The 17,178-nt window shown below is 73.1% G+C and carries 17 protein-coding genes; 10 read left to right on the top strand and 7 right to left on the bottom strand.

What is annotated here, in order from left to right; all coding sequences use genetic code 11:
* The coding region (locus C1I98_RS18900) for a nucleotidyltransferase family protein (protein ID WP_111168768.1) at positions 1-535 on the bottom strand (535 nt) is incomplete at its 3' end.
* 35 nt (positions 536-570) lie between these two features.
* Between C1I98_RS18900 and C1I98_RS18895 the strand changes: the two genes are divergently transcribed.
* Together C1I98_RS18895 and C1I98_RS43995 are read left to right on the top strand one after the other, a co-directional pair.
* Entirely contained in the window at positions 571-1,104 is a 534-nt protein-coding gene (locus tag C1I98_RS18895; protein WP_438672095.1) for a DUF6328 family protein, read from the top strand.
* Between the two features lie 36 nt (positions 1,105-1,140).
* Complete coding sequence (locus C1I98_RS43995) at positions 1,141-1,290, top strand: GPGG-motif small membrane protein (protein WP_225878487.1); 150 nt, start codon at positions 1,141-1,143, stop codon at positions 1,288-1,290.
* A gap of 44 nt (positions 1,291-1,334) precedes the next feature.
* Here the strand turns inward: C1I98_RS43995 and C1I98_RS18890 are convergent, their stop codons facing one another.
* On the bottom strand, positions 1,335-2,063 hold the full coding sequence (locus tag C1I98_RS18890) for a metallophosphoesterase family protein (RefSeq protein ID WP_233507988.1): 729 nt from the start codon (positions 2,061-2,063) through the stop codon (positions 1,335-1,337).
* Positions 2,060-2,311 (bottom strand): BON domain-containing protein, encoded by a 252-nt coding sequence (locus tag C1I98_RS18885; RefSeq protein WP_111168766.1) that lies wholly within the window; start codon positions 2,309-2,311, stop codon positions 2,060-2,062. Before C1I98_RS18885 ends, C1I98_RS18890 begins: the two co-directional genes overlap by 4 nt.
* A 239-nt stretch (positions 2,312-2,550) precedes the next feature.
* Between C1I98_RS18885 and C1I98_RS18880 the strand changes: the two genes are divergently transcribed.
* The 4 genes from C1I98_RS18880 (at position 2,551) to C1I98_RS18865 (ending at position 6,487) form a co-directional block, all read left to right on the top strand.
* A complete protein-coding gene (locus C1I98_RS18880) occupies positions 2,551-3,468 on the top strand; it encodes a glycosyltransferase family 9 protein (protein WP_111168765.1) in 918 nt (305 codons plus the stop codon).
* Positions 3,465-3,710 (top strand): hypothetical protein, encoded by a 246-nt coding sequence (locus C1I98_RS18875; protein ID WP_111168764.1) that lies wholly within the window; start codon positions 3,465-3,467, stop codon positions 3,708-3,710. The genes C1I98_RS18880 and C1I98_RS18875 overlap by 4 nt, the downstream gene beginning before the upstream one ends.
* A 37-nt stretch (positions 3,711-3,747) precedes the next feature.
* Positions 3,748-4,590: an SDR family NAD(P)-dependent oxidoreductase gene (locus C1I98_RS18870; RefSeq protein WP_233507987.1), complete on the top strand. Its 843-nt coding sequence runs from the start codon at positions 3,748-3,750 to the stop codon at positions 4,588-4,590.
* A gap of 64 nt (positions 4,591-4,654) precedes the next feature.
* The gene (locus tag C1I98_RS18865) at positions 4,655-6,487 is read left to right on the top strand and encodes a transketolase (RefSeq protein WP_111168763.1); all 1,833 of its coding nucleotides are present in this window, start codon (positions 4,655-4,657) and stop codon (positions 6,485-6,487) included.
* A gap of 29 nt (positions 6,488-6,516) precedes the next feature.
* Here C1I98_RS18865 and C1I98_RS18860 read toward each other — a convergent pair whose 3' ends face one another.
* Positions 6,517-6,921, bottom strand: a complete 405-nt coding sequence (locus tag C1I98_RS18860) for a ChaB family protein (RefSeq protein ID WP_111168762.1) — start codon at positions 6,919-6,921, stop codon at positions 6,517-6,519.
* Positions 6,922-7,090: 169 nt separating this feature from the next.
* On the opposite strand from C1I98_RS18860, the gene C1I98_RS18855 reads away from it, so the two are divergent.
* Complete coding sequence (locus C1I98_RS18855) at positions 7,091-7,621, top strand: shikimate kinase (protein ID WP_233507986.1); 531 nt, start codon at positions 7,091-7,093, stop codon at positions 7,619-7,621.
* 7 nt (positions 7,622-7,628) lie between these two features.
* Here the strand turns inward: C1I98_RS18855 and C1I98_RS18850 are convergent, their stop codons facing one another.
* Entirely contained in the window at positions 7,629-8,432 is an 804-nt protein-coding gene (locus tag C1I98_RS18850; protein WP_111168761.1) for a PP2C family protein-serine/threonine phosphatase, read from the bottom strand.
* 83 nt (positions 8,433-8,515) lie between these two features.
* On the opposite strand from C1I98_RS18850, the gene C1I98_RS18845 reads away from it, so the two are divergent.
* Together C1I98_RS18845 and C1I98_RS18840 are read left to right on the top strand one after the other, a co-directional pair.
* Positions 8,516-10,456, top strand: coding sequence for an N-6 DNA methylase (locus tag C1I98_RS18845; protein WP_111168760.1), 1,941 nt, complete (start codon positions 8,516-8,518; stop codon positions 10,454-10,456).
* 44 nt (positions 10,457-10,500) lie between these two features.
* Positions 10,501-11,403 (top strand): serine/threonine-protein kinase, encoded by a 903-nt coding sequence (locus C1I98_RS18840; protein ID WP_111168759.1) that lies wholly within the window; start codon positions 10,501-10,503, stop codon positions 11,401-11,403.
* A gap of 10 nt (positions 11,404-11,413) precedes the next feature.
* Here the strand turns inward: C1I98_RS18840 and C1I98_RS18835 are convergent, their stop codons facing one another.
* Positions 11,414-12,241: a DUF4253 domain-containing protein gene (locus tag C1I98_RS18835; protein WP_111168758.1), complete on the bottom strand. Its 828-nt coding sequence runs from the start codon at positions 12,239-12,241 to the stop codon at positions 11,414-11,416.
* Positions 12,242-12,336: 95 nt separating this feature from the next.
* Between C1I98_RS18835 and C1I98_RS18830 the strand changes: the two genes are divergently transcribed.
* Complete coding sequence (locus tag C1I98_RS18830; RefSeq protein WP_111168757.1) at positions 12,337-13,149, top strand: GNAT family N-acetyltransferase; 813 nt, start codon at positions 12,337-12,339, stop codon at positions 13,147-13,149.
* A 9-nt stretch (positions 13,150-13,158) separates the two neighbouring features.
* Here C1I98_RS18830 and C1I98_RS41510 read toward each other — a convergent pair.
* A partial coding sequence (locus C1I98_RS41510) for a hypothetical protein (RefSeq protein ID WP_158558091.1) occupies positions 13,159-17,178 on the bottom strand: 4,020 nt, incomplete at its 5' end.

The raw sequence follows: 17,178 nt of genomic DNA, 5'->3' as shown, positions 1-17,178 counted from the left end.
GGGTGAGGAAGGTGGCGGCGTACGGGGAGGGGGCGGCGACGGAGGCGACGCGGTTCCAGTCGACCTGTTCGCGCAGGGCGCGGACCTGGGGGAGCAGGGAGCCGTAGTCGCAACTGTGCTCCGACAGCGGCAGCAGCCAGGAGATGACCAGGTCGGTGGCCTCCAGGACGGGGAGGATGACGGCGTTGGCCTTCAGGGGCTCGGCACGTTTGATCAGGTCGGCCGTCACCGGGCGGTCGGCCACCCGGAAGATGAGGTCGACCAGGTGGTCCTCCTCGTCGAACGCCTTGACCAGCCAGTCCTCGGGGGGATGTGCCATGCGGAAGCCGAGGCCGGTGAGGGTTTCGGCCGCCAGCGGGATGTCGTCTTTCGGTACGACGAAGTCGACGTCGTGCAGGGAGGGGGCGGCGCCGCGGGCGTACGCGGCGCAGCCGCCGGCGAGGGCGAAGCGGACGTCGGCGGCTTTGAGCCCGATGCCGGCTCGTTTGAGGGTTTCCAGGATGGCATCGGTGACCTCATGGCTGTGGCTGCCCATGAGCGTCCGACTACCCCATCGGTCATAGCCTAGACATGACCTGCCCGGCGGCGGGTAGCCGCCCGCCCATGAATGAGCCGACCATACGCCAAGATTCGGACGACGAGAGTCACAAGGAACGAGTGAATCGGGAGCTGGCCGAACTGCTCCAGGGGTTACGGGTGGCCGTCACGGGGGTGCAGGTGTTGTTCGCGTTCCTGCTGACCGTGCCGTTCGCCGCCGGATTCCCCAAGGTGGACCTCGTCGGCCGGTGGCTGTTCTTCATCTCGCTGATGGCCGCCGCCTTCGCGTCCGTGTGCTTCATCGCCCCGGCCGCCCAGCACCGCCTGCTGTTCCGCACGGGCCTGAAGGAGCGGATGCTGCGCGAGGCGAACGTGCTGGGCGTGGCCGGGGCGGTGTTCCTGGCCGTGGCGATGACGAGCGCCGTGGCGCTGGTGACCGAGGTGGTCATCAACTCCTGGCAGGCCGCGCTGTTCGGGGCCGCCGTGGTGCTCGCCTGCGGGTGGCTGTGGTTCGTGCAGCCGCTGCTGTCCCTCTACCGGCAACGGAACGGTGAGCGCCCGCGATGACGTTAAGCCGGTGGGCGGCCGGGCAGTAGCGGGGCCATGGCCACATTGCTTTGGATCATCGCTGTAGTGCTCATCATCTCCGGGATCTACGTTATCCTGGCCCGTCGCGACATCCTGTGGGGTGTCGTCCTCATCGTCCTCGGGTTCCTTGTCGGCCCGGGTGGTGTCAGTATCTTCAATGTGTAGACGCCGGGCCGGTCATGCCTGCGGCGTCTACACATTGAGGTCCTCTACACATTGAGGTCCTCCTTGAGGCTGTAGACGCCGTAGGCGCGGCCGAGCACCGGCAGCGCGACGTTGCGCACCCGGATGCCTCCGGGTGTCAGCCCCTTCTCGCAGCCCAGGTGGGCGTGGCCGTGCACGATGAGGTCGGCGCCCTCCGCGTCCACCGCCTCGGCCAGCAGGTAGCTGCCGAGGAACGGGTAGATCTCCTTCGGCTCGCCCTCCAGGGTGTCCTTGACCGGTGAGTAGTGCGCGAGCACCACCCGGTGGTCGGCGGGGGTCTCCTTCAGCGCGACCCGCCAGCGTTCGGCGATGTCCTTGGTGTGACGGACGAACGCCTTGGTCTCCGGCTCGCCGAACTCGCTGGCGCACTTGCCCGCGAACCCTCCCCCGAACCCCTTGCCGCCCACGATCCCCAAGGTCTCACCATGACACTCGATGACGGTCGCCTGGTCGTCCAGGACGATCATCCCGGCGTTTCGCAGCAGTACGGAAATGATCTCCTCGGCGTCGGAGTGGTAGTCGTGGTTGCCCAGTACCGCCACCACGGGGATCGGCAGGTCGCGGAACTCATCGGCCACCACTCGCCCCTCCTCCTCGGTACCGTGCCTGGTCAGGTCACCCGCCAGGAGCAGCACGTCGGCCCGCTCCTCGATGCCGGCGAACCGGGGACGGAACCGTCCGCGCAGGTCCTCGCCCATGTGGATGTCGCCGACCGCGGCGATGCGCACCTTCACAGGTTCTCCTCCTCTCCGGGGTCGCGTACCTCGACCACGCTGATCTCGTTGTGGAGCTCCAGTTCGGGTGCGGCCTCGCCGGCCACTCCCGCGATCGTCTCGCGACGGTACTCGTCGCCGACCTGCCCGCGCAGGAAGATCTGGTCTCCCCGCACGTCCACGCGAATGCCGAGTTCGTGGGTGCGCTCGTCCTCGGCGAGGGCGCGCTGGACTCTGGCGGCGACGTACTGCGGCGCCTCACCTGCCATCGTGGCTCCTTTTCAAGCTCCGGCTCTCAAAGCCCTGACGTTCCGAGCTTCTGCCAAGCTCCGCTTGCCCGGCGGCCGGGCGACGAAACCGGCCCCGGGGGGTTCGGCCGACCGGAATTGGGAACATCACCGCCAGGGCCGTGATTGCCCCGTGTCTAGGACGCAGGCACACTCGTTGATTTCGTCATGCCAGAACCGGATTTCCCCGAGATCTCCGGCGGGCGTACGAAGGAGTGGCCATGCGGCTCGTCGGTGAACACCCCCATGCGCTCGCGGGGCCGCGCACCCTGGTGCTCGGCGGCCCCGGGCTCGGCGGCCTGCTGTCCGCCGTTCCCGCTTTGCGCGCGTTGCGCGGCTCCGGCCAGCAGGTACTTCTGGCGGCCCCCGCCCGGCTGGGCGAGGTGGCCGAGCTGACCGGCGCGGTCGACCGGCTGCTGCCGACCGTGCCCGGCCGTCCCATCCCGTGGTACGCCTCGCACGGCGAGCCGCCGGACCTCGCGGTCAACCTGCGCGACGCCGACCTTGCGAGCCATCGCAGACTGCTCGAACTGCGTCCCGCCGACCTGTGGGGGTACGAGCCGGCCGGAGCCGCCCGGCCGGGCGTCAGCCGCCCCCGGTGGGACGGCGGGGAGGACGAGGTGCGGCGCTGGTGCCGCCTGCTGGCGTGGTACGGCCTGCCCGCGGACCCCGCGAACATCGCGCTGCCCGTTCCGCTGTGCCCGAACCCCGACAAGGGCACCGTGGTCATCCACCCGGGACATACCGGGGCGCAGTGGCCCGAGCACCGGTTCGCGCTGGTGGCCGATGTGCTGTCCGGCGTGGGGTGGCGGGTGGTGCTGACCGGCGACCGGTCGGAGCGGACGCTCGCCGCCCGCATCGCGGCCCAGGGCTTCCTGCCCCCGGGGGCGGTGCTGGCCGGCCGTACGTCGCCGCGGCGGCTGTGCGCGCTGATCGCGGGGGCGCGGCTGGTGGTGTCCGGGCATCCGGGGCTGGCCAGGCTCGCGGCGGCGTACCGCACGCCGTGCCTCACCGTCCGCGGCCCGGACGCCGGGGTGGACGAAGTCCTCACCGCCGCGCTGGACCGGCTCGCCGGGCATGACCGAAAACGCTCTGGGTACGGGGTTGCGGCCCCTGCGGAACAAAGGAGGGGAACATGATTCGCCGTGAGAAGCCCGCCGTGCCGGCGACACCGCTTGATGTCGTGCACATCCGGCTCGGCTCGTTCTTCCTGTTCTTCGCGATCGCCGTCGGCGCGCTGGGCGTCGTGTCGAACGTCCCGTGGCTGACGGCCGCGATGGGCGTCGTGGCGGTGATCACGATCATCGACATCGTGCTGGCCATGCGCCGTCAGCGGGCGCGTGAGGCCGAAGGGGAGGAAGGCAGTGACGGGCTCGAATGATGGCCATGCGGGATATGACGGCTATGGGGATGTCGATGTGGAGGAACCGTTCCCACGCGGGAGCGAGCAGAACGGCCGGCTCGCCGGTCAGGTGGTGGTGGTCACCGGAGCGGGCGGCGGCGTCGGCCGGGCGACCGCCGCGCGGCTCGGGCGGGAGGGCGCGCTCGTCGCGCTGATCGCCCGTGGCGGGGCCGAGGTGTCCACCGCCGCCGTGGAGGTGGGCGCGGCGGGCGGCAGCGGCATCGTCTATGAGACCGACGTGGCGGACTATGAGCAGGTCAGTACCGCCGCCGAGCGGATCGAGACGGACCTCGGGCCGATCGACGTGTGGATCAATGTGCCGGACGCCGCCGCCTTCGCGCGCTTCACGGACGCGCCGCCGCAGGAGTTCCGGCGCGCCACGGCGGCGACCTTTCTCGGCTGCGCGTGGGGCACACGGGTGGCCCTGGATCTCATGCGTCCGCGCGGGCGGGGCACGATCGTGCAGGCCGGCTCGGCCCTCGCGTACCGAGGCGTCCCCGGGCGGTCCGCGTACTGCGCGGCCGAGCACGCCATCAGGGGCATGACCGAGTCGATCAGGTCCGAGCTTCGCGAAGCGGACAGCCCGCTCAAGATCACCACCGTCCGGCTCCCCGCGCCGGACGCCGGGCCTTTCAAGTCGCGCGACCACGGGCAGGAGGCCGCCGACGCCCTGGTCTTCGCGGCCTGCCACCCGGAGCGCGAGGAGTACCGGGCGGACACCGTCACCGCCCTGATCACGCGCCGCCTGACCGGCGGGCGCGGCCCCTGGTCCTGGACGGACCGGCGCCGCGCGCTGACCGCCGCCGCCCTCGGCGCGGGCACCGGCGCGGCCATCGCCGCGCTCCGCCGCCGTACCTGATCAGGGCGGAGGTTTTCGCCGGGCTGGCCGGGTAGTCGGGGGCAATGCAGAGAAGGGAGTCCTGATGCCCGAGCGTGACCTCCGCTACCTGGCCGACCTGGCGGCGCAGCTCCGCGTGGACGCGGTGCGGGCCTCGGCCGCCGCCGGTTCCGGCCACCCGAGCTCGTCGATGTCGGCGGCGGACCTGATGGCCGTGCTGCTCGCCTGCCACCTGCACTACGACTTCGACGATCCGCACGCCCCCGGCAACGACCACCTGATCTTCTCCAAGGGACACGCCTCGCCGCTGCTCTACGCGCTCTACAAGGCGGCGGGCGCGATCTCCGACGAGGAGTTGCTGAGCTTTCGCAAGCACGGCAGCCGGCTGGAGGGCCACCCGACCCCGCGACTGCCGTGGGTGGACGTGGCCACCGGTTCGCTGGGGCAGGGGCTGCCGGTCGGTGTGGGCGTCGCGATGGCGGGCCGGCGGCTGGATCACGTGCCCTACCACGTGTGGGTGTTGTGCGGGGACAGTGAGCTGGCCGAGGGGTCCATCTGGGAGGCGGCCGAGCAGGCGGGGTACGAGGGCCTGGCGAACCTGACCGCCATCGTGGACGTGAACCGCCTGGGCCAGCGCGGCCCGACACGGCACGGCTGGGACACCGGCGCGTACGCCCGCAGGCTGTGCGCCTTCGGCTGGCACACCGTGGAGATCGACGGGCACGACCCGGGACAGATCGACTACGCGCTCACCGACGCCCGCAACGTCCGCAGGCGGCCCACCGCGATCCTGGCCAGGACGCGCAAGGGCGAGGGCGTCTCGGCGGTCGAGGACCGCGAGGGCGCGCACGGCAAGCCGCTGGCCGACGCCGAGCAGGCGATCGAGGAACTGGGCGGGCGGCGGGAGGCGATCCGCGTCCAGGTGAGCCCGCCGGAACCGGTCAAGGAGCCCGACGGGGTGCCGCACTCGCCGCTGAAGCTGCCGGTGTTCGAGGTGGGCGAGGACGTGGCCACCCGGTCGGCGTTCGGGAAGGCGCTGGCCGCGCTGGGCACGGCGCGCGGCGACGTGGTCGCGCTGGACGGCGAGGTCGCCGACTCCACCAAGGCCCAGGCGTTCGCCGACGCCCACCCCGAGCGGTTCTTCGAGTTCTTCATCGCCGAGCAGCAGATGGTGGCGGCGGCGGTGGGCATGCAGGTCCGGGGGTGGGTGCCGTTCGCGGCGACGTTCGCGGCGTTCCTGACCCGGGCGGCGGACTTCATCCGCATGGCGGCGGTGAGCCGGGCCGACATACGGCTGGTCGGCTCGCACTCCGGCGTGGAGATCGGCCAGGACGGCCCCTCGCAGATGGGCCTGGAGGACCTGGCGATGATGCGCGCGGTGTACGGGAGCACGGTTCTTTACCCGTGCGACGCGAACCAGACCGCAAAGCTGGTGACCGCGATGGCGGACCGGCCGGGCGTGAGCTACCTGCGCACCACGCGCGGCGCGACCCCGGTGATCTACGATGCGGACGAGGACTTCCCGATCGGCCGGTGCCGGGTGCTGCGCACCTCCCCCGACGACCTGGTGACGATCGTGGCCGCCGGGGTGACCGTCCACGAGGCGCTGGCGGCGGCCGACGAACTGGCCCAGGAGGGCATCCGGATCGGGGTGATCGACCTCTACTCCGTCAAGCCGCTGGACATCGAGGCGCTGCGGGCGGCGGCCACCACGACGGGCAATCTGATCACGGTGGAGGACCACTGGCCGCAGGGCGGGCTCGGCGAGGCGGTGCTCTCGGCCGTCGCGGACCTCGGGCCGCGCGTCATCAAGCTCGCGGTGCGTGAAATGCCCGGCTCGGCCACCCCGCGCGAGCAGTTGCACGACGCGGGCATCGACCGCGACGCGATCCGCGACGCCGTCAAGCGCCTGCGGTGACAGAGGTCACCGCAGGCGCACAACGGGGGTCAGCGGCTTCTGGCCTTGCTCGTGGCCTTCCTGTTGGCTTTCTTGATGGCGTCCACGAGCTCCTTCTTGCTCATCCTGCTGCGTCCGGTGATGTCCAGACGCTGCGCGGTGGCGTACAGGTGCTCCCTGGGCGCGCTCGCGTCCACGCCCTCGGCCGTCCTGCCCGGGGCCGGGGTGCTCTTCCTGGCCTGCTTGTCCGACGGGCCCCTCCGGCCTCCGGCCTTGCGCTCCCAGTGGTCGCCGATCTTCTCGAAGGAGTGCTTGAGCGCGCTGTAGGCGGTCCGGTGGGACCGGGCGCCTTCGCCGTACTCCTGCACCGCCGAGTCATGCGCCTTGATCCAGGTCTCCTGCGCCTCCTTCGGCGAGCGCCGCAGGGTGGACGGGAGTTCTTCGCGTGCGGGCATCGAACCATCACCTCCACATCGGTCGGTTCTGTGCCACGACTGCCCGTCCAGTCCGCTCCGAAACGAGCGCCGGGCCGCCCCGGACGCCCCCGGGTAGAAGGTCATCCGAGGGGGCAGGAGAATGGCTCTCACGCACGCGACCACCCGGCCGACCCGGAGGTGACCGAGTTTGACGCCGCCCCCTTCCGACGCGACCCCCATCGTCGTGGTCGGGCTCATGGGCTCAGGAAAGACGACCGTGGCCAAGCTGCTGGCCGAACGACTGCACCGCGAAATGCGCGACAGCGACCCCGACATGCGGTGCCGCTACGGCGCCACGGCGGCCGAGATGGCCGAACGGCTCGGCCCCGCCGTACTGCACGAGCGGGAGTGGGAGCATCTGCGCGAATCGCTCACCGACCACCCGTCGTCCGTGATCGCCGCCGCGGCGAGCACGCTGGACCGCCCCGAGGCCCCCGCCATGCTTGAGCCCGCCCTGGTGGTGTGGCTGGACGCCCCCGACGAGGTGCTGGCCGAGCGGATGGCGAGCGGCGCGCACCGCCCGCACTTCGAGGCCGACCTGCGCGCGATGCTGGCCAAGCAGCGCGCGCGCCGCGGGCCGGTGCTGGCACGGGTGGCCGACCTGACCTTCGACGTCGCGGCGCGCAAGCCGGAGGAGGTCGTGGCCGGCGTGCTCGGCGCGCTCGGCGTCGGCGAGTGACCCGGGTTCAGGCCGGGTGCTCGGCGGCGGCCCCCACCATCACGCCCGGGACCGGTACGTCGTCCTCGGCGATGTCGGCGACCTCCAGGAAGTCGGCGGCCACGCAGGAGATGTTGTCGGGCCCGCCGCCCTCGTTGGCCATCTCGATCAGCCGGGTCACCACCTCGCCCAGGTCGTCCAGGCCGGTCAGCACCTCGTGCAGGGCCTCGGGGCCGAGGACGGAGGTCAGTCCGTCGGAGCACAGCAGGTAACGGTCGCCCGGCTCGCCCTCGCGGACGCGCACGTCGGGATCGCCGTCGCCGGTGCCCTCGAGCACCCGTAGCAGCATCGAGCGCCGCGGGTGGACCGACGCCTGCTCGGGGGTGATCCGCCCATCGTCCACGAGGGTCTGCACCAGCGTGTGGTCGTGGGTGATCTGGTACAGGGCGCCGTCGCGCAGCAGGTAGGCCCGCGAGTCGCCGATGTGCGCCAGGGCGAAGCTGCTGCCCTCCCAGAGCATGGCGGTCAGCGTGGTGCCCATGCCGCGAAGGCCCGGGTCGTTCTCGGTCATCTCGTAGATGGTGTGGTTGACCTCTTTGACCAGCGACCGCATGGCGCCGTGGAGGTCGACTCCCGCCGTGGCGGCGCGCAGGCTCTCGTCCAGCGCGGCGACTGCGGCGATGGCGACGGTACTGGCCACCTCACCGTGGGCGTAGCCGCCCATCCCGTCGGCGACGGCGAGCAACCGGGGGCTGGCGTAGGCCGAGTCCTCGTTCTGCTCACGGCGGCGGCCTACGTCGGAGGCGACGGCGTAGCGCAGGATGTGTGCCATGTCAGTAGTTAATCATTGGTTGAGTCACTTCACAAGCAAGTAGGTCGTAGACCGATGGGACAGGTTGAACTAGTCTGGCGGCCATGAGCAGCGACGCCACCCTCAACGCGGGCGACATCGCCCGGCTCGCCGGTGTGGGGCGGGCCGCGGTGAGCAACTGGCGCCGCCGCTACGACGACTTTCCGCGCCCGGTGGGCGGCACGGCGGCCAGCCCGCTCTTCTCGCTGCGCGAGGTCGAGGACTGGCTGCGCGAGAACGGCAAGGCGTTCGAGGTCTCGCTGGGCGACCGGGTGTGGCAGTCGCTCCGCGGCGCGGGCGATGACCTGCGCCTGCCCGAGCTGGTCGCCAGGGCCGGGGCCGTGCTGCTCTACCTGCACCGCGACCCGGACGGCTGGCGCCGCCTGGCCCGCGACCCGGCCCTTTCCGGCCTGCCCGCGGCGGTGGAGAAGGCCACCGGCGACCTGCCGCGGGTGGGGCACGCCGCTGACGACCTGGGCGCAGACCTGGTCAGGCTGCTCGCCGGGCTGGCCGCCGAACGCGGCGCGGACGGGGCGTTCGAGCTGATCTGCGAGCGCTACGTGGAGGCCCACTCGCGCGCCCTCGACGTGACCCGCGCCGACATCGCCGCCCTGCTGGCCACGCTGATCGGGCCGGAGCCGCGTATGGTGCTCGACCCGGCGTGCGGTATCGGCACCCTGCTTCTCACCGGCGGTGGCCGGGACGTGCGGGTGCTCGGGCAGGAGCTCGACGAGACGGCCGCGGCTATCGCGGCCGTCCGCCTGCTGCTGCGTGGAATCCACGCAGAGATCATTGCAGGAGATGCGCTCACGCGTGACGCGTTCGCGACGACGAGTGCCGACGCGGTGGTATGTCATCCGCCGTTCAACGAGCGGGCGTGGGGCTTCGACGAGCTGACCGGCGACCCGCGCTGGGAGTACGGCCTGCCGCCGCGCGGGGAGTCGGAGCTGGCCTGGGTGCAGCACTGCCTGGCCAGGGTACGGCCGGGCGGCACGGTCGCGATCTTGATGCCCCCGGCCGCGGCGAGCCGCCGGTCCGGCCGCCGCATCCGCGGCAACCTGCTGCGCGCCGGGGCGCTGCGCGGCGTGGTCACGCTGTCGGCGGCCGGGCCCGACCTGTGGCTGCTGCGCCGCCCCGCGCCGGGCGAGCGCCCGCCGTCGGAGCTGTTGCTGATGGACGCGAGCGACGATTTCGCCGCCGTCGCGGCGGCCTGGCCCGCGCACCTGGCGGGCACGGCGGGCACCGCGGGGCGTACCGTGCGGATCATCGACCTGCTGGACGACGAGGTGGACGTGAGCCCCGCCAGGCACCGGCCGCGCCGGGACGCGACCGAGCTGGGACGCGGGTTCGCCGCCGCCCGCGACGGCTTCCAGGCGGCGCTCGAAGGGCTGCGCGGCGGGCCGCCGGAGCTGCGTACGGCGGGACGCGACCGCGAGCCGCTGATGACGACCGTGGCCGAGCTGGTCAAGGAGGGCGCGGTCACGGTCCTCCAGGCGCCCTTCAAGATCCCTATGGCGGAGTCCGGGACTCCGGTGCTCACCGGCGAGGACATCGCCGCCGGCGGCCCTCCGTCCGGCCGTACCCGGCCCGGTCCCGCGCTGGTGACGCTCGCCGCGGGCGACATCGTGGCCGCGCCGACCGGCGCGATCCGGGTCGTCACGGCCGAGACGGGCGCGGGCGCGGTGCTCGGCCCGCAGCTCACCGCGTACCGGGTCGATCCCGACACCCTCGACGCCGACTTCGTGGCCGGGTTCCTGCGCTTCGCGGGCACCTCGGCCGCCGCCTCCTCGCGGGTACACCCGGCCTCCAGCCGTACCGACGCCCGCCGGGTCCGCATCCCGCGCCTGCCGCTGCCCGAGCAGCGGGCGTACGGCGGCGCGTTCCGCGGGCTCATCGCCCTGGAAGACGGTCTGCGCGAGACGGCCGCGCTGGGCGAGACGCTGGTCCGGCTAGGCTTCGAGGGTCTGGTCGACGGACATCTGCTGCCATGCGACCAGAGGGCGTAGTTCCGGCTTTGCGAGGTCCCCTGGAAGGCCGCAGGAGGGGTGCGATGGTCATCGCCGACCGCTATGTGCTCGATGACCTCCCCCTCGGGCAGGGCGGCATGGGCGCGGTCTACGGCGGGCATGACCGGCATCTCGACCGCAAGGTGGCGGTCAAGTTCCTGCGCGTGCCCATCGAGCACGACGCCGAGCTGGAACAGCGGTTCATCCGCGAGGCGCGCATCCTGGCCCGGCTGGAGCACCCGGGCGCGCCGGTGCTGTACGACTTCGGCGCGCACGACCAGCGGCTGTTCCAGGTCATGCAGTTCATCGACGGCGTCACGGTGGCCGACGTGGTCAGCGAGCACGGCCCGCTGCCGGTCCAGTGGGCGGCGGCCATCGCCGCGCAGGCGTGCGCGGTGCTGACGGCGGCGCACGCGCTGTCGATCTGCCACCGCGACCTCAAGCCCAACAACCTGATGCTGTGCCCGGACGGCGACGTGAAGGTCCTCGACTTCGGGCTCGCGGTGCTGCGCGAGGCGGGGGCCGCGCCCTTCACCCGGATCGGGCAGATCCTCGGCACGCCCGCGTACATGGCGCCGGAGCAGATCCAGCGCGGGGTGGCGAGCCCGCGCAGCGACCTGTACGCGCTCGGCTGCGTGCTGCACGAGACCCTGACCGGCCGGCCGGTGTTCGCCGGGCCGACCGACTACGCCGTGCTCGACGCGCACGTGAACCAGCCGCCGCCCCGGCTGGGCGGCGTGCCGCCGGGCCTGGCCGCGCTCGTCACCGGCCTGCTGGCCAAGCGGCCCGAGGACCGGCCCGAGGACGCAGCGACCGTCTACGGCCTGCTCGAACCCTACGCGGTGGACCTCCCGGCGCTGCCCGGCTTCCTGACCTCGCCGTCCGTGCCCTGCCCCGGGCGGATGTACGCGCGGATGGTCGGCCGGGTGCTCGGCGGCGAGCGCTAGCCCCCGCCGGTCAGTCCCACCAGAACGACCAGGCGTTCACCCCGGTGATCTGCTCGGCGTACCCGTGCAGGTCGCCTGGCCCCTGGATGATGCTGTCCGGGCAGAACGCCCAGTGCTCGGCGGCGACGTGCAGGGCGTGCTCGTGGGTGGCGGGCGGGGCGGCGACGCTGAGTTCGAGGGTGTTGAAGCCCATGGCGACCACCCGCGCGCCGAACCGCTCCTCCCAGCTTCGCACCACGGCGGCCAGCGGCGGGGTCCACTCGTTGTGGTGCAGCGCGCCCTGCCAGCCCATCACGGCCATGGCGTCGGCGCCCCGGCGTACGGCGGCCAGGCCGAGCGGCATCCCGCGTTCGGCGAGCACGCCCGCGTACCAGTCGGCGACCTGCTCGGCCGGGACCATGGCACGGCCGGCTGGGGCGAGCCCCGGGCACTCCGCGCCGAACGGGGCCAGCTCCTCCGCCACCTGGTCGGGGTGGGCCTGCGCGCACCAGTCCTCCCACACCTCGGCCAGGAACAGCGCCGGCTTGTAGTTGTCGATCTCCCCGGGCACGTCCGGCACCAGGTGCCCGGCCGACCACGGCTGTACCGACTCGTCCAGCAGCACCGGCCACAGCCCGGAGCGCCCGTGCTCGGCCCGCAGCGCGGACCACAGGTCCGCCGCCACCGGCTCGTCGCTCATCCAGAAGGCAGGCCGGTCGGTGGGCCGGAGAGTGTCTGCGGGGTCGGGCCACAGAAAATCCCCCGGTGGGAGATCGACCGTGAGGGACCGGCCCACGCCGCCGTCGGCGAACAGCTCCCCAAGCCCTGCCGGCAGCCCTCCCCGTTCGCGCTCGTCCATTCCAACCGTTCCGTTACCGATCACCAGACCATCCCGGCGCAGTCGAGATGGTAGTGCCGCACCGCCGTCGCGCGCTGCCCCAGTACGCTGGTCCAGTGGAATGGGCCTTCTGTTCCGACGTCACGGCCTTCCCTGCGGAGGCCGAGCGCCGGCTGCGCGGCGACCCGATCCGCAACACCGTGCCACTGACGCTGCTGGTCCGGCTGCGGCTCGGCCAGGCGGCGGGCGGCGGGCTGCTCGGCTGGCTGGCCGACGGCCCGGCGGTGCGCGGCGTCGTCGTGCAGACCCCGCTCTATCCGCTGGTCATCACCGACGTCCCGGCCGAGTCGCTGGAACCCTTGGCCGCCGCGCTGCGCGCGCACGGCCTGCCGGGGGTGACCGGCCCGGCGCCGGTGGCGGCGGGGTTCGCGCGGGCCTACGGGCGGCCCGAGGCCGGCCGGATGGACCAGCGGCTCTACCACCTGGCCGAGCCGCGCGAGCCGCGCGCCCCGGGCAGGGCCCGCGCCGCCGTGCCCGGCGATCTCGACCTGCTGGCGGGCTGGTACAAGGCGTTCCTCGACGAGTCGCAGCCGGGCCATCCGGGCGATGACCCCGCGCCGGGCGTACGGCTGGGCATCGAGCGCGGCGAGCTGTTCGTATGGGAGGACGACGGCCGCCCGGTGGCGGTGGCCGGGCACACCCCGCCGGTCGAGTCCACCGCGCGGATCGCGGTCGTCTACACGCCGCCGCACGCCCGCCGCCACGGATACGGCGCGGCGGTGACGTACGCGGCCTCCAGGGCCGCGCTGGCGACCGGCGTGGAGCGCGTGCTGCTGTTCACCGACCTGGCCAACCCCACGTCCAACTCGATCTACCAGGCGATCGGCTACCGCCCGGTGGCCGACTACGCGCAGATCGTCTTCGGCTGAGCGGGCTCGTCACCCGCCGCAGCCGCCGGGCTCCACGTCGGTGATCTTCCACCCCGCCCCCTGGTACGGCGACATGAACTGCGCCAGCAGGTCGATCGCGTAACCCTGGACCTGCCCGCCGGGGTCGAGGAAGGACACCATCTGCGGGCCGTCCGCTCCGCGCAGGGTGATGCCGTTCCTGCGCTCGGCGGTGACGAGCCCCGGCTGGGTGCTGATCGACACGCAGGCCAGCTTGGCCGGGCCCATCATGAACCGCTGCTTGGCGCTCATCGGGCGCAGCCGGGTGTCGTAGCGGCGGAAGGACAGCGAGTCGGCGGGCCCGATGCGCAGCTTGTCGGTGAAGGCGTCGGGGCCGACGCTGCGGTCCATGGTCACCGCGACGTCCACGTCGGGCCGCAGGTCCACGCCGCCGGCGGCGATGTCCAGGCGGCGGTAGGCGCCCTCGAAGGCGGGCGACAGGTAGCCGAGCGCGCGGTGCGCGGTCATCCCGAACGGGATCTTCCCCGGGCGGATGCGCATCCGCGAGATGCCGTCGATGCGCAGTGACAGGTCCCCGATCGTGCTGCGGCCGAGCCCGAAGTGGCCGGCCAGCTTGAGGTCGAACAGGCCGCCGGTGTAGGGGATCTCCTGCTTGGCGGTGACCTTCTGGCGAGCCACCGGCTCGATGGACAGGCCCGCGTGGACCTGGAGCCGCTTGGTGGGCACCGGCGCGGACACCAGGTCGGTGGAGTAGTCGTCGTTGAGCGTGACGGTCGTCTGCGCGGCCAGGTCGGTGACCTCCACGGACGCGTCCAGCAGCCGCCCGCCGGCGGGCTTCCAGACCTGCTCGACCAGCGAGCCCTGCACGGCGAACAGCCCGTCGAGGGTGTTCTCGCCGCGTTGTGCGCGGTAGGTGAACGCCGGCAGTTGCAGGCCGGTGTCCGGGACGTCGGAGGCGAGGCCGAACGCGGCGGGCACGTCGCCGAACCGCACCACCCCGGTGCCCGGCCGCCCGCCGGGCGGAGCGGCGGTCACCCGGGCGAGCAGTTTCTTGATCGGGGCGGAGTTGCGCACGTCGATCCGGGTCTTCTTGCCGTAGACACCGGTCACGGACACGCGGGCGGGCACCGGGTCCAGCTCCACCTGGCCGCGCAGGACGCCCCTTGTGGGCCCGGTGTCCACCTCGGCGTCGGCGCGCAGCGAGGCGATCGTGGCCGCGGGCTCGATCGCCCACCCGGCCCGCACCACGTTCGCGGCGCGGCCGTCGGCGTCCTTGCCGTCGCTCACCTCGAACGGGCCGATCGCCATGCTGGTGATCGACCGGGGCAGCCCGTCCAGTACGGCCCGCGCCTTGAACGGCAGCGGCGTCATCACCGAACCGGCCAGGTAGACGCCGATCTTGCGGTCCTTGGGCCGGAAACCGGCGAAGGAGAACGTCCGCTTCGCCGGATCCACCGTGATCTTGCTGGGCAGGCCGGTCAGCCGTACGTTGCCGAGCACGCCGAAGCAGCCCCGGTCGGGGGTGCAGAAGGGACCGGCGTCCACGGCGCAGCCGGGCGCGCCCGGCTTGCAGGCCGCGTCCACCAGGGACACCCCGGAGTCGAATCCGGGCACACCGGATTCGGCTCCCGCCACGGCGGCGGCCTTGCCCAGCCAGATGTTGGCGGCCAGGTCGAGGTTGGCGCCGCCGGTGTCGTAGGTGACCGTGCCGCCCTTGCCGGCGGCGACGGAGAGGCGGCCGGGGATGGGGCCGACCGTGCCGAGCGCGCCGAACCGCAGGTCACCGGCGAGCGACACGTCGGCGTCCAGGGCGACGGTCTGCCGCTTGCCGTTGAGCTCGGCGCGCAGGTCGGAGCCTGCGCCGGTGAGTTCGGCGCTGGTCAGCCCGTCGAGCCGGACGCTCGCGTCGAGGTTCTGGTCGGACTGGCGGTAGTGGGCGGCCAGGTGCGGCCCGGTGGGGGCGGTGGCGCCGTCGTGGTTGGTGACCGCGATGGTCGCCGCGCCGATCGGGCCGCTGACGCCGCGGAAGCGGTAGGCGCCCTGGCTCCAGGTGGCCTCGAAGCGGGCGGGCACGTCCTTGACCTCGGCCGCGGCGCGGAAGTACCGGCCCTGGGCGCGGACACGGGCCAGCGCGGACACCTCCGCCACCGGCTCGTCGGCGGTCCAGTCCAGGCGGCGGGCGGGGGCGTCGGCGGTCACCGTCACCGACCGCCGTACGCCCTTGACCGTCAGGGCCAGGTCCTCCCCCTCGGCGGGGGCGACCTTGGTGACCGGGGCGCGGTTGACGTACAGGTCGACCCTGCCGAGCCTGGCCCCGGTGGACAGCTTGGCCACCGTCCGCTCACCGAGCTGCCAGGACGTCTCGACCTTGGACCGCACGCCGTGCACGGTGCCGTCGATGGTCGGGCCGTGCTCGGTGCCGGAGTACGCGACGCGCAGCCGGGAGATCACGCCGCCGGCGCTGTATTCGGCCTTCTTGGCCTCGGGGTCGATCCGCACGCTGACCTTGGCGGGGGTGTTGGACAGCTCCATCCGGGTCAGGTGCGCGCCGTCGATGTCGGCGGCGGCCAGGAACGAGCGGCCGGGCGAGGAAAGGCGCAGCGTGGCGGCCGGTCGGGCGCCGTAGGTGACCTCGAACCCGGACAGGCCGTTCATCCGGCCGGACACGCCGAGCCGGTCCCCCTCCTTGATCATGGTGAGGTGGCCGCCGCCCGGAGCGGCGACCGCGCCGCCGTTGCGCTGGAGCACCGCCTCGAAGCCGCCCAGCCGGGAGCTGGCCTGCTGGCTGACGGTCCGCTTGGCGGCGTCGCTGACCAGGCGCAGGTTCGCGGGGAGCCCGGTGAGCCTGGCGGTGAACACGGTCTTGGCGGCGGCCTGGTCGTAGTAGACGACGTCGGCGGACTCGGCGCGGCCCGAGCCGCTCTCCAGGGTGAGTCCCTGGGTCTTGCCGCCGCCCGGGTCGTAGCGGGCGCGGAAGTCGGCGGGCAGCCCGGTCATCGACACGCCCGCGATCTTCACGGGCCTGGTCCCCTGGAAGACGTAGTTGTGCAGCTTCGCCGAGGGGATGCGGCCGGAGGCGGTGAGCTTGATCTCGGCGGCGCCGTCCTTGGCGGTGCGGCCGAGCCTGGCGGTGAGCTCGCGCGGCGGCTCGGCCACGCTCATCTGGGTGACCTGCTCCCGGTACTGCCCGCCACCGCGCCGGTCGGTGACCACCAGCGCGTCCAGCCGGCCGCCGCCCTGCGAGGTGAGCGTGATCTCGCTCTCCTGCCGGGCGAGGTCGAGCCGGGCGCGCGCGGTCATCTGGGCGGGGGCGGGCTTCTGTGCCAGGCTGGCCACGGTCGTGCCGGCCGGCTGCCCGCCGCGCATGGCGCTGACGCCCGCGACGGTCGCGGTGGACTCGCCGGTGTCCGGCCGTTTCACCTCGGCCCGTACGTCGATCACGCTTCCACCCGCCTTGGCCGCGCGGAAGGTCCCGAAGATCTCGGCGGGCAGCGAGTCGCCCCGATGCAGGCCATCGAAGCCCACCGAGACGCGGGTGCCCGAATCGCCGGGCAGCTCGTACTCCGCCCACACCTGGGCCTTGAGCGGGCCGCCCTTGGTCTCGCTGCGGGAGGCCCGGGTCACCGAGACGCCCGCGCCACCGGACGTGCCGCCCTTCTCGAACATGGGGACGACCTGCACGGTGACGTCCGGGGTGCCGTCGCCGGTCACGTCGGCCGAGGTGGGCTTGAACACCGGCCGGGGGCCGGAGCAGGACACCCCATGGTCGGCGGATTCGGCGCACAGCCGGAAGGTGAACGCCGCGTAGGCGCCCGCGGCCTTCTTGCGCAGGGCGTCGCGGTCGATCCCGGTGAGGTCCTTCAGGCCCGAGGTCAGGCCGCCGATCTCCTTCGCGAGGGGGACGCGGGCCGGCAGTTCCGGCGCGTCGCCCGTGGCGGGCAGCAGCTTGCGGGCGTCGGGCACGCCGCCGCGCAGCCCGCCGGCCTTGAGCCGCTCGGCGGCGTCGGTGGCGACGCGGTCGGCGAGGGCCGGTCCGGCGGGGATGGTGGC

This window comes from Spongiactinospora gelatinilytica, assembly GCF_003236385.1.
Lineage (GTDB): Bacteria > Actinomycetota > Actinomycetes > Streptosporangiales > Streptosporangiaceae > Spongiactinospora > Spongiactinospora gelatinilytica.
The sequence above is the reverse complement of the archived record's forward strand: the minus strand, read 5'-3'. Positions and strand labels throughout refer to the sequence as shown.

Bases quoted from the DNA above. Each gene is read 5' to 3' on its own strand.
- C1I98_RS18895 (WP_438672095.1), top strand. From the start codon at position 571: ATGACCTGCCCGGCGGCGGGTAGCCGCCCGCCCATGAATGAGCCGACC.
- C1I98_RS43995 (WP_225878487.1), top strand. From the start codon at position 1,141: ATGGCCACATTGCTTTGGATCATCGCTGTAGTGCTCATCATCTCCGGG.
- C1I98_RS18885 (WP_111168766.1), bottom strand. From the start codon at position 2,311: ATGGCAGGTGAGGCGCCGCAGTACGTCGCCGCCAGAGTCCAGCGCGCC.
- C1I98_RS18880 (WP_111168765.1), top strand. From the start codon at position 2,551: ATGCGGCTCGTCGGTGAACACCCCCATGCGCTCGCGGGGCCGCGCACC.
- C1I98_RS18875 (WP_111168764.1), top strand. From the start codon at position 3,465: ATGATTCGCCGTGAGAAGCCCGCCGTGCCGGCGACACCGCTTGATGTC.
- C1I98_RS18865 (WP_111168763.1), top strand. From the start codon at position 4,655: ATGCCCGAGCGTGACCTCCGCTACCTGGCCGACCTGGCGGCGCAGCTC.
- C1I98_RS18860 (WP_111168762.1), bottom strand. From the start codon at position 6,921: ATGCCCGCACGCGAAGAACTCCCGTCCACCCTGCGGCGCTCGCCGAAG.
- C1I98_RS18850 (WP_111168761.1), bottom strand. From the start codon at position 8,432: ATGGCACACATCCTGCGCTACGCCGTCGCCTCCGACGTAGGCCGCCGC.
- C1I98_RS18845 (WP_111168760.1), top strand. From the start codon at position 8,516: ATGAGCAGCGACGCCACCCTCAACGCGGGCGACATCGCCCGGCTCGCC.
- C1I98_RS18840 (WP_111168759.1), top strand. From the start codon at position 10,501: ATGGTCATCGCCGACCGCTATGTGCTCGATGACCTCCCCCTCGGGCAG.
- C1I98_RS18835 (WP_111168758.1), bottom strand. From the start codon at position 12,241: ATGGACGAGCGCGAACGGGGAGGGCTGCCGGCAGGGCTTGGGGAGCTG.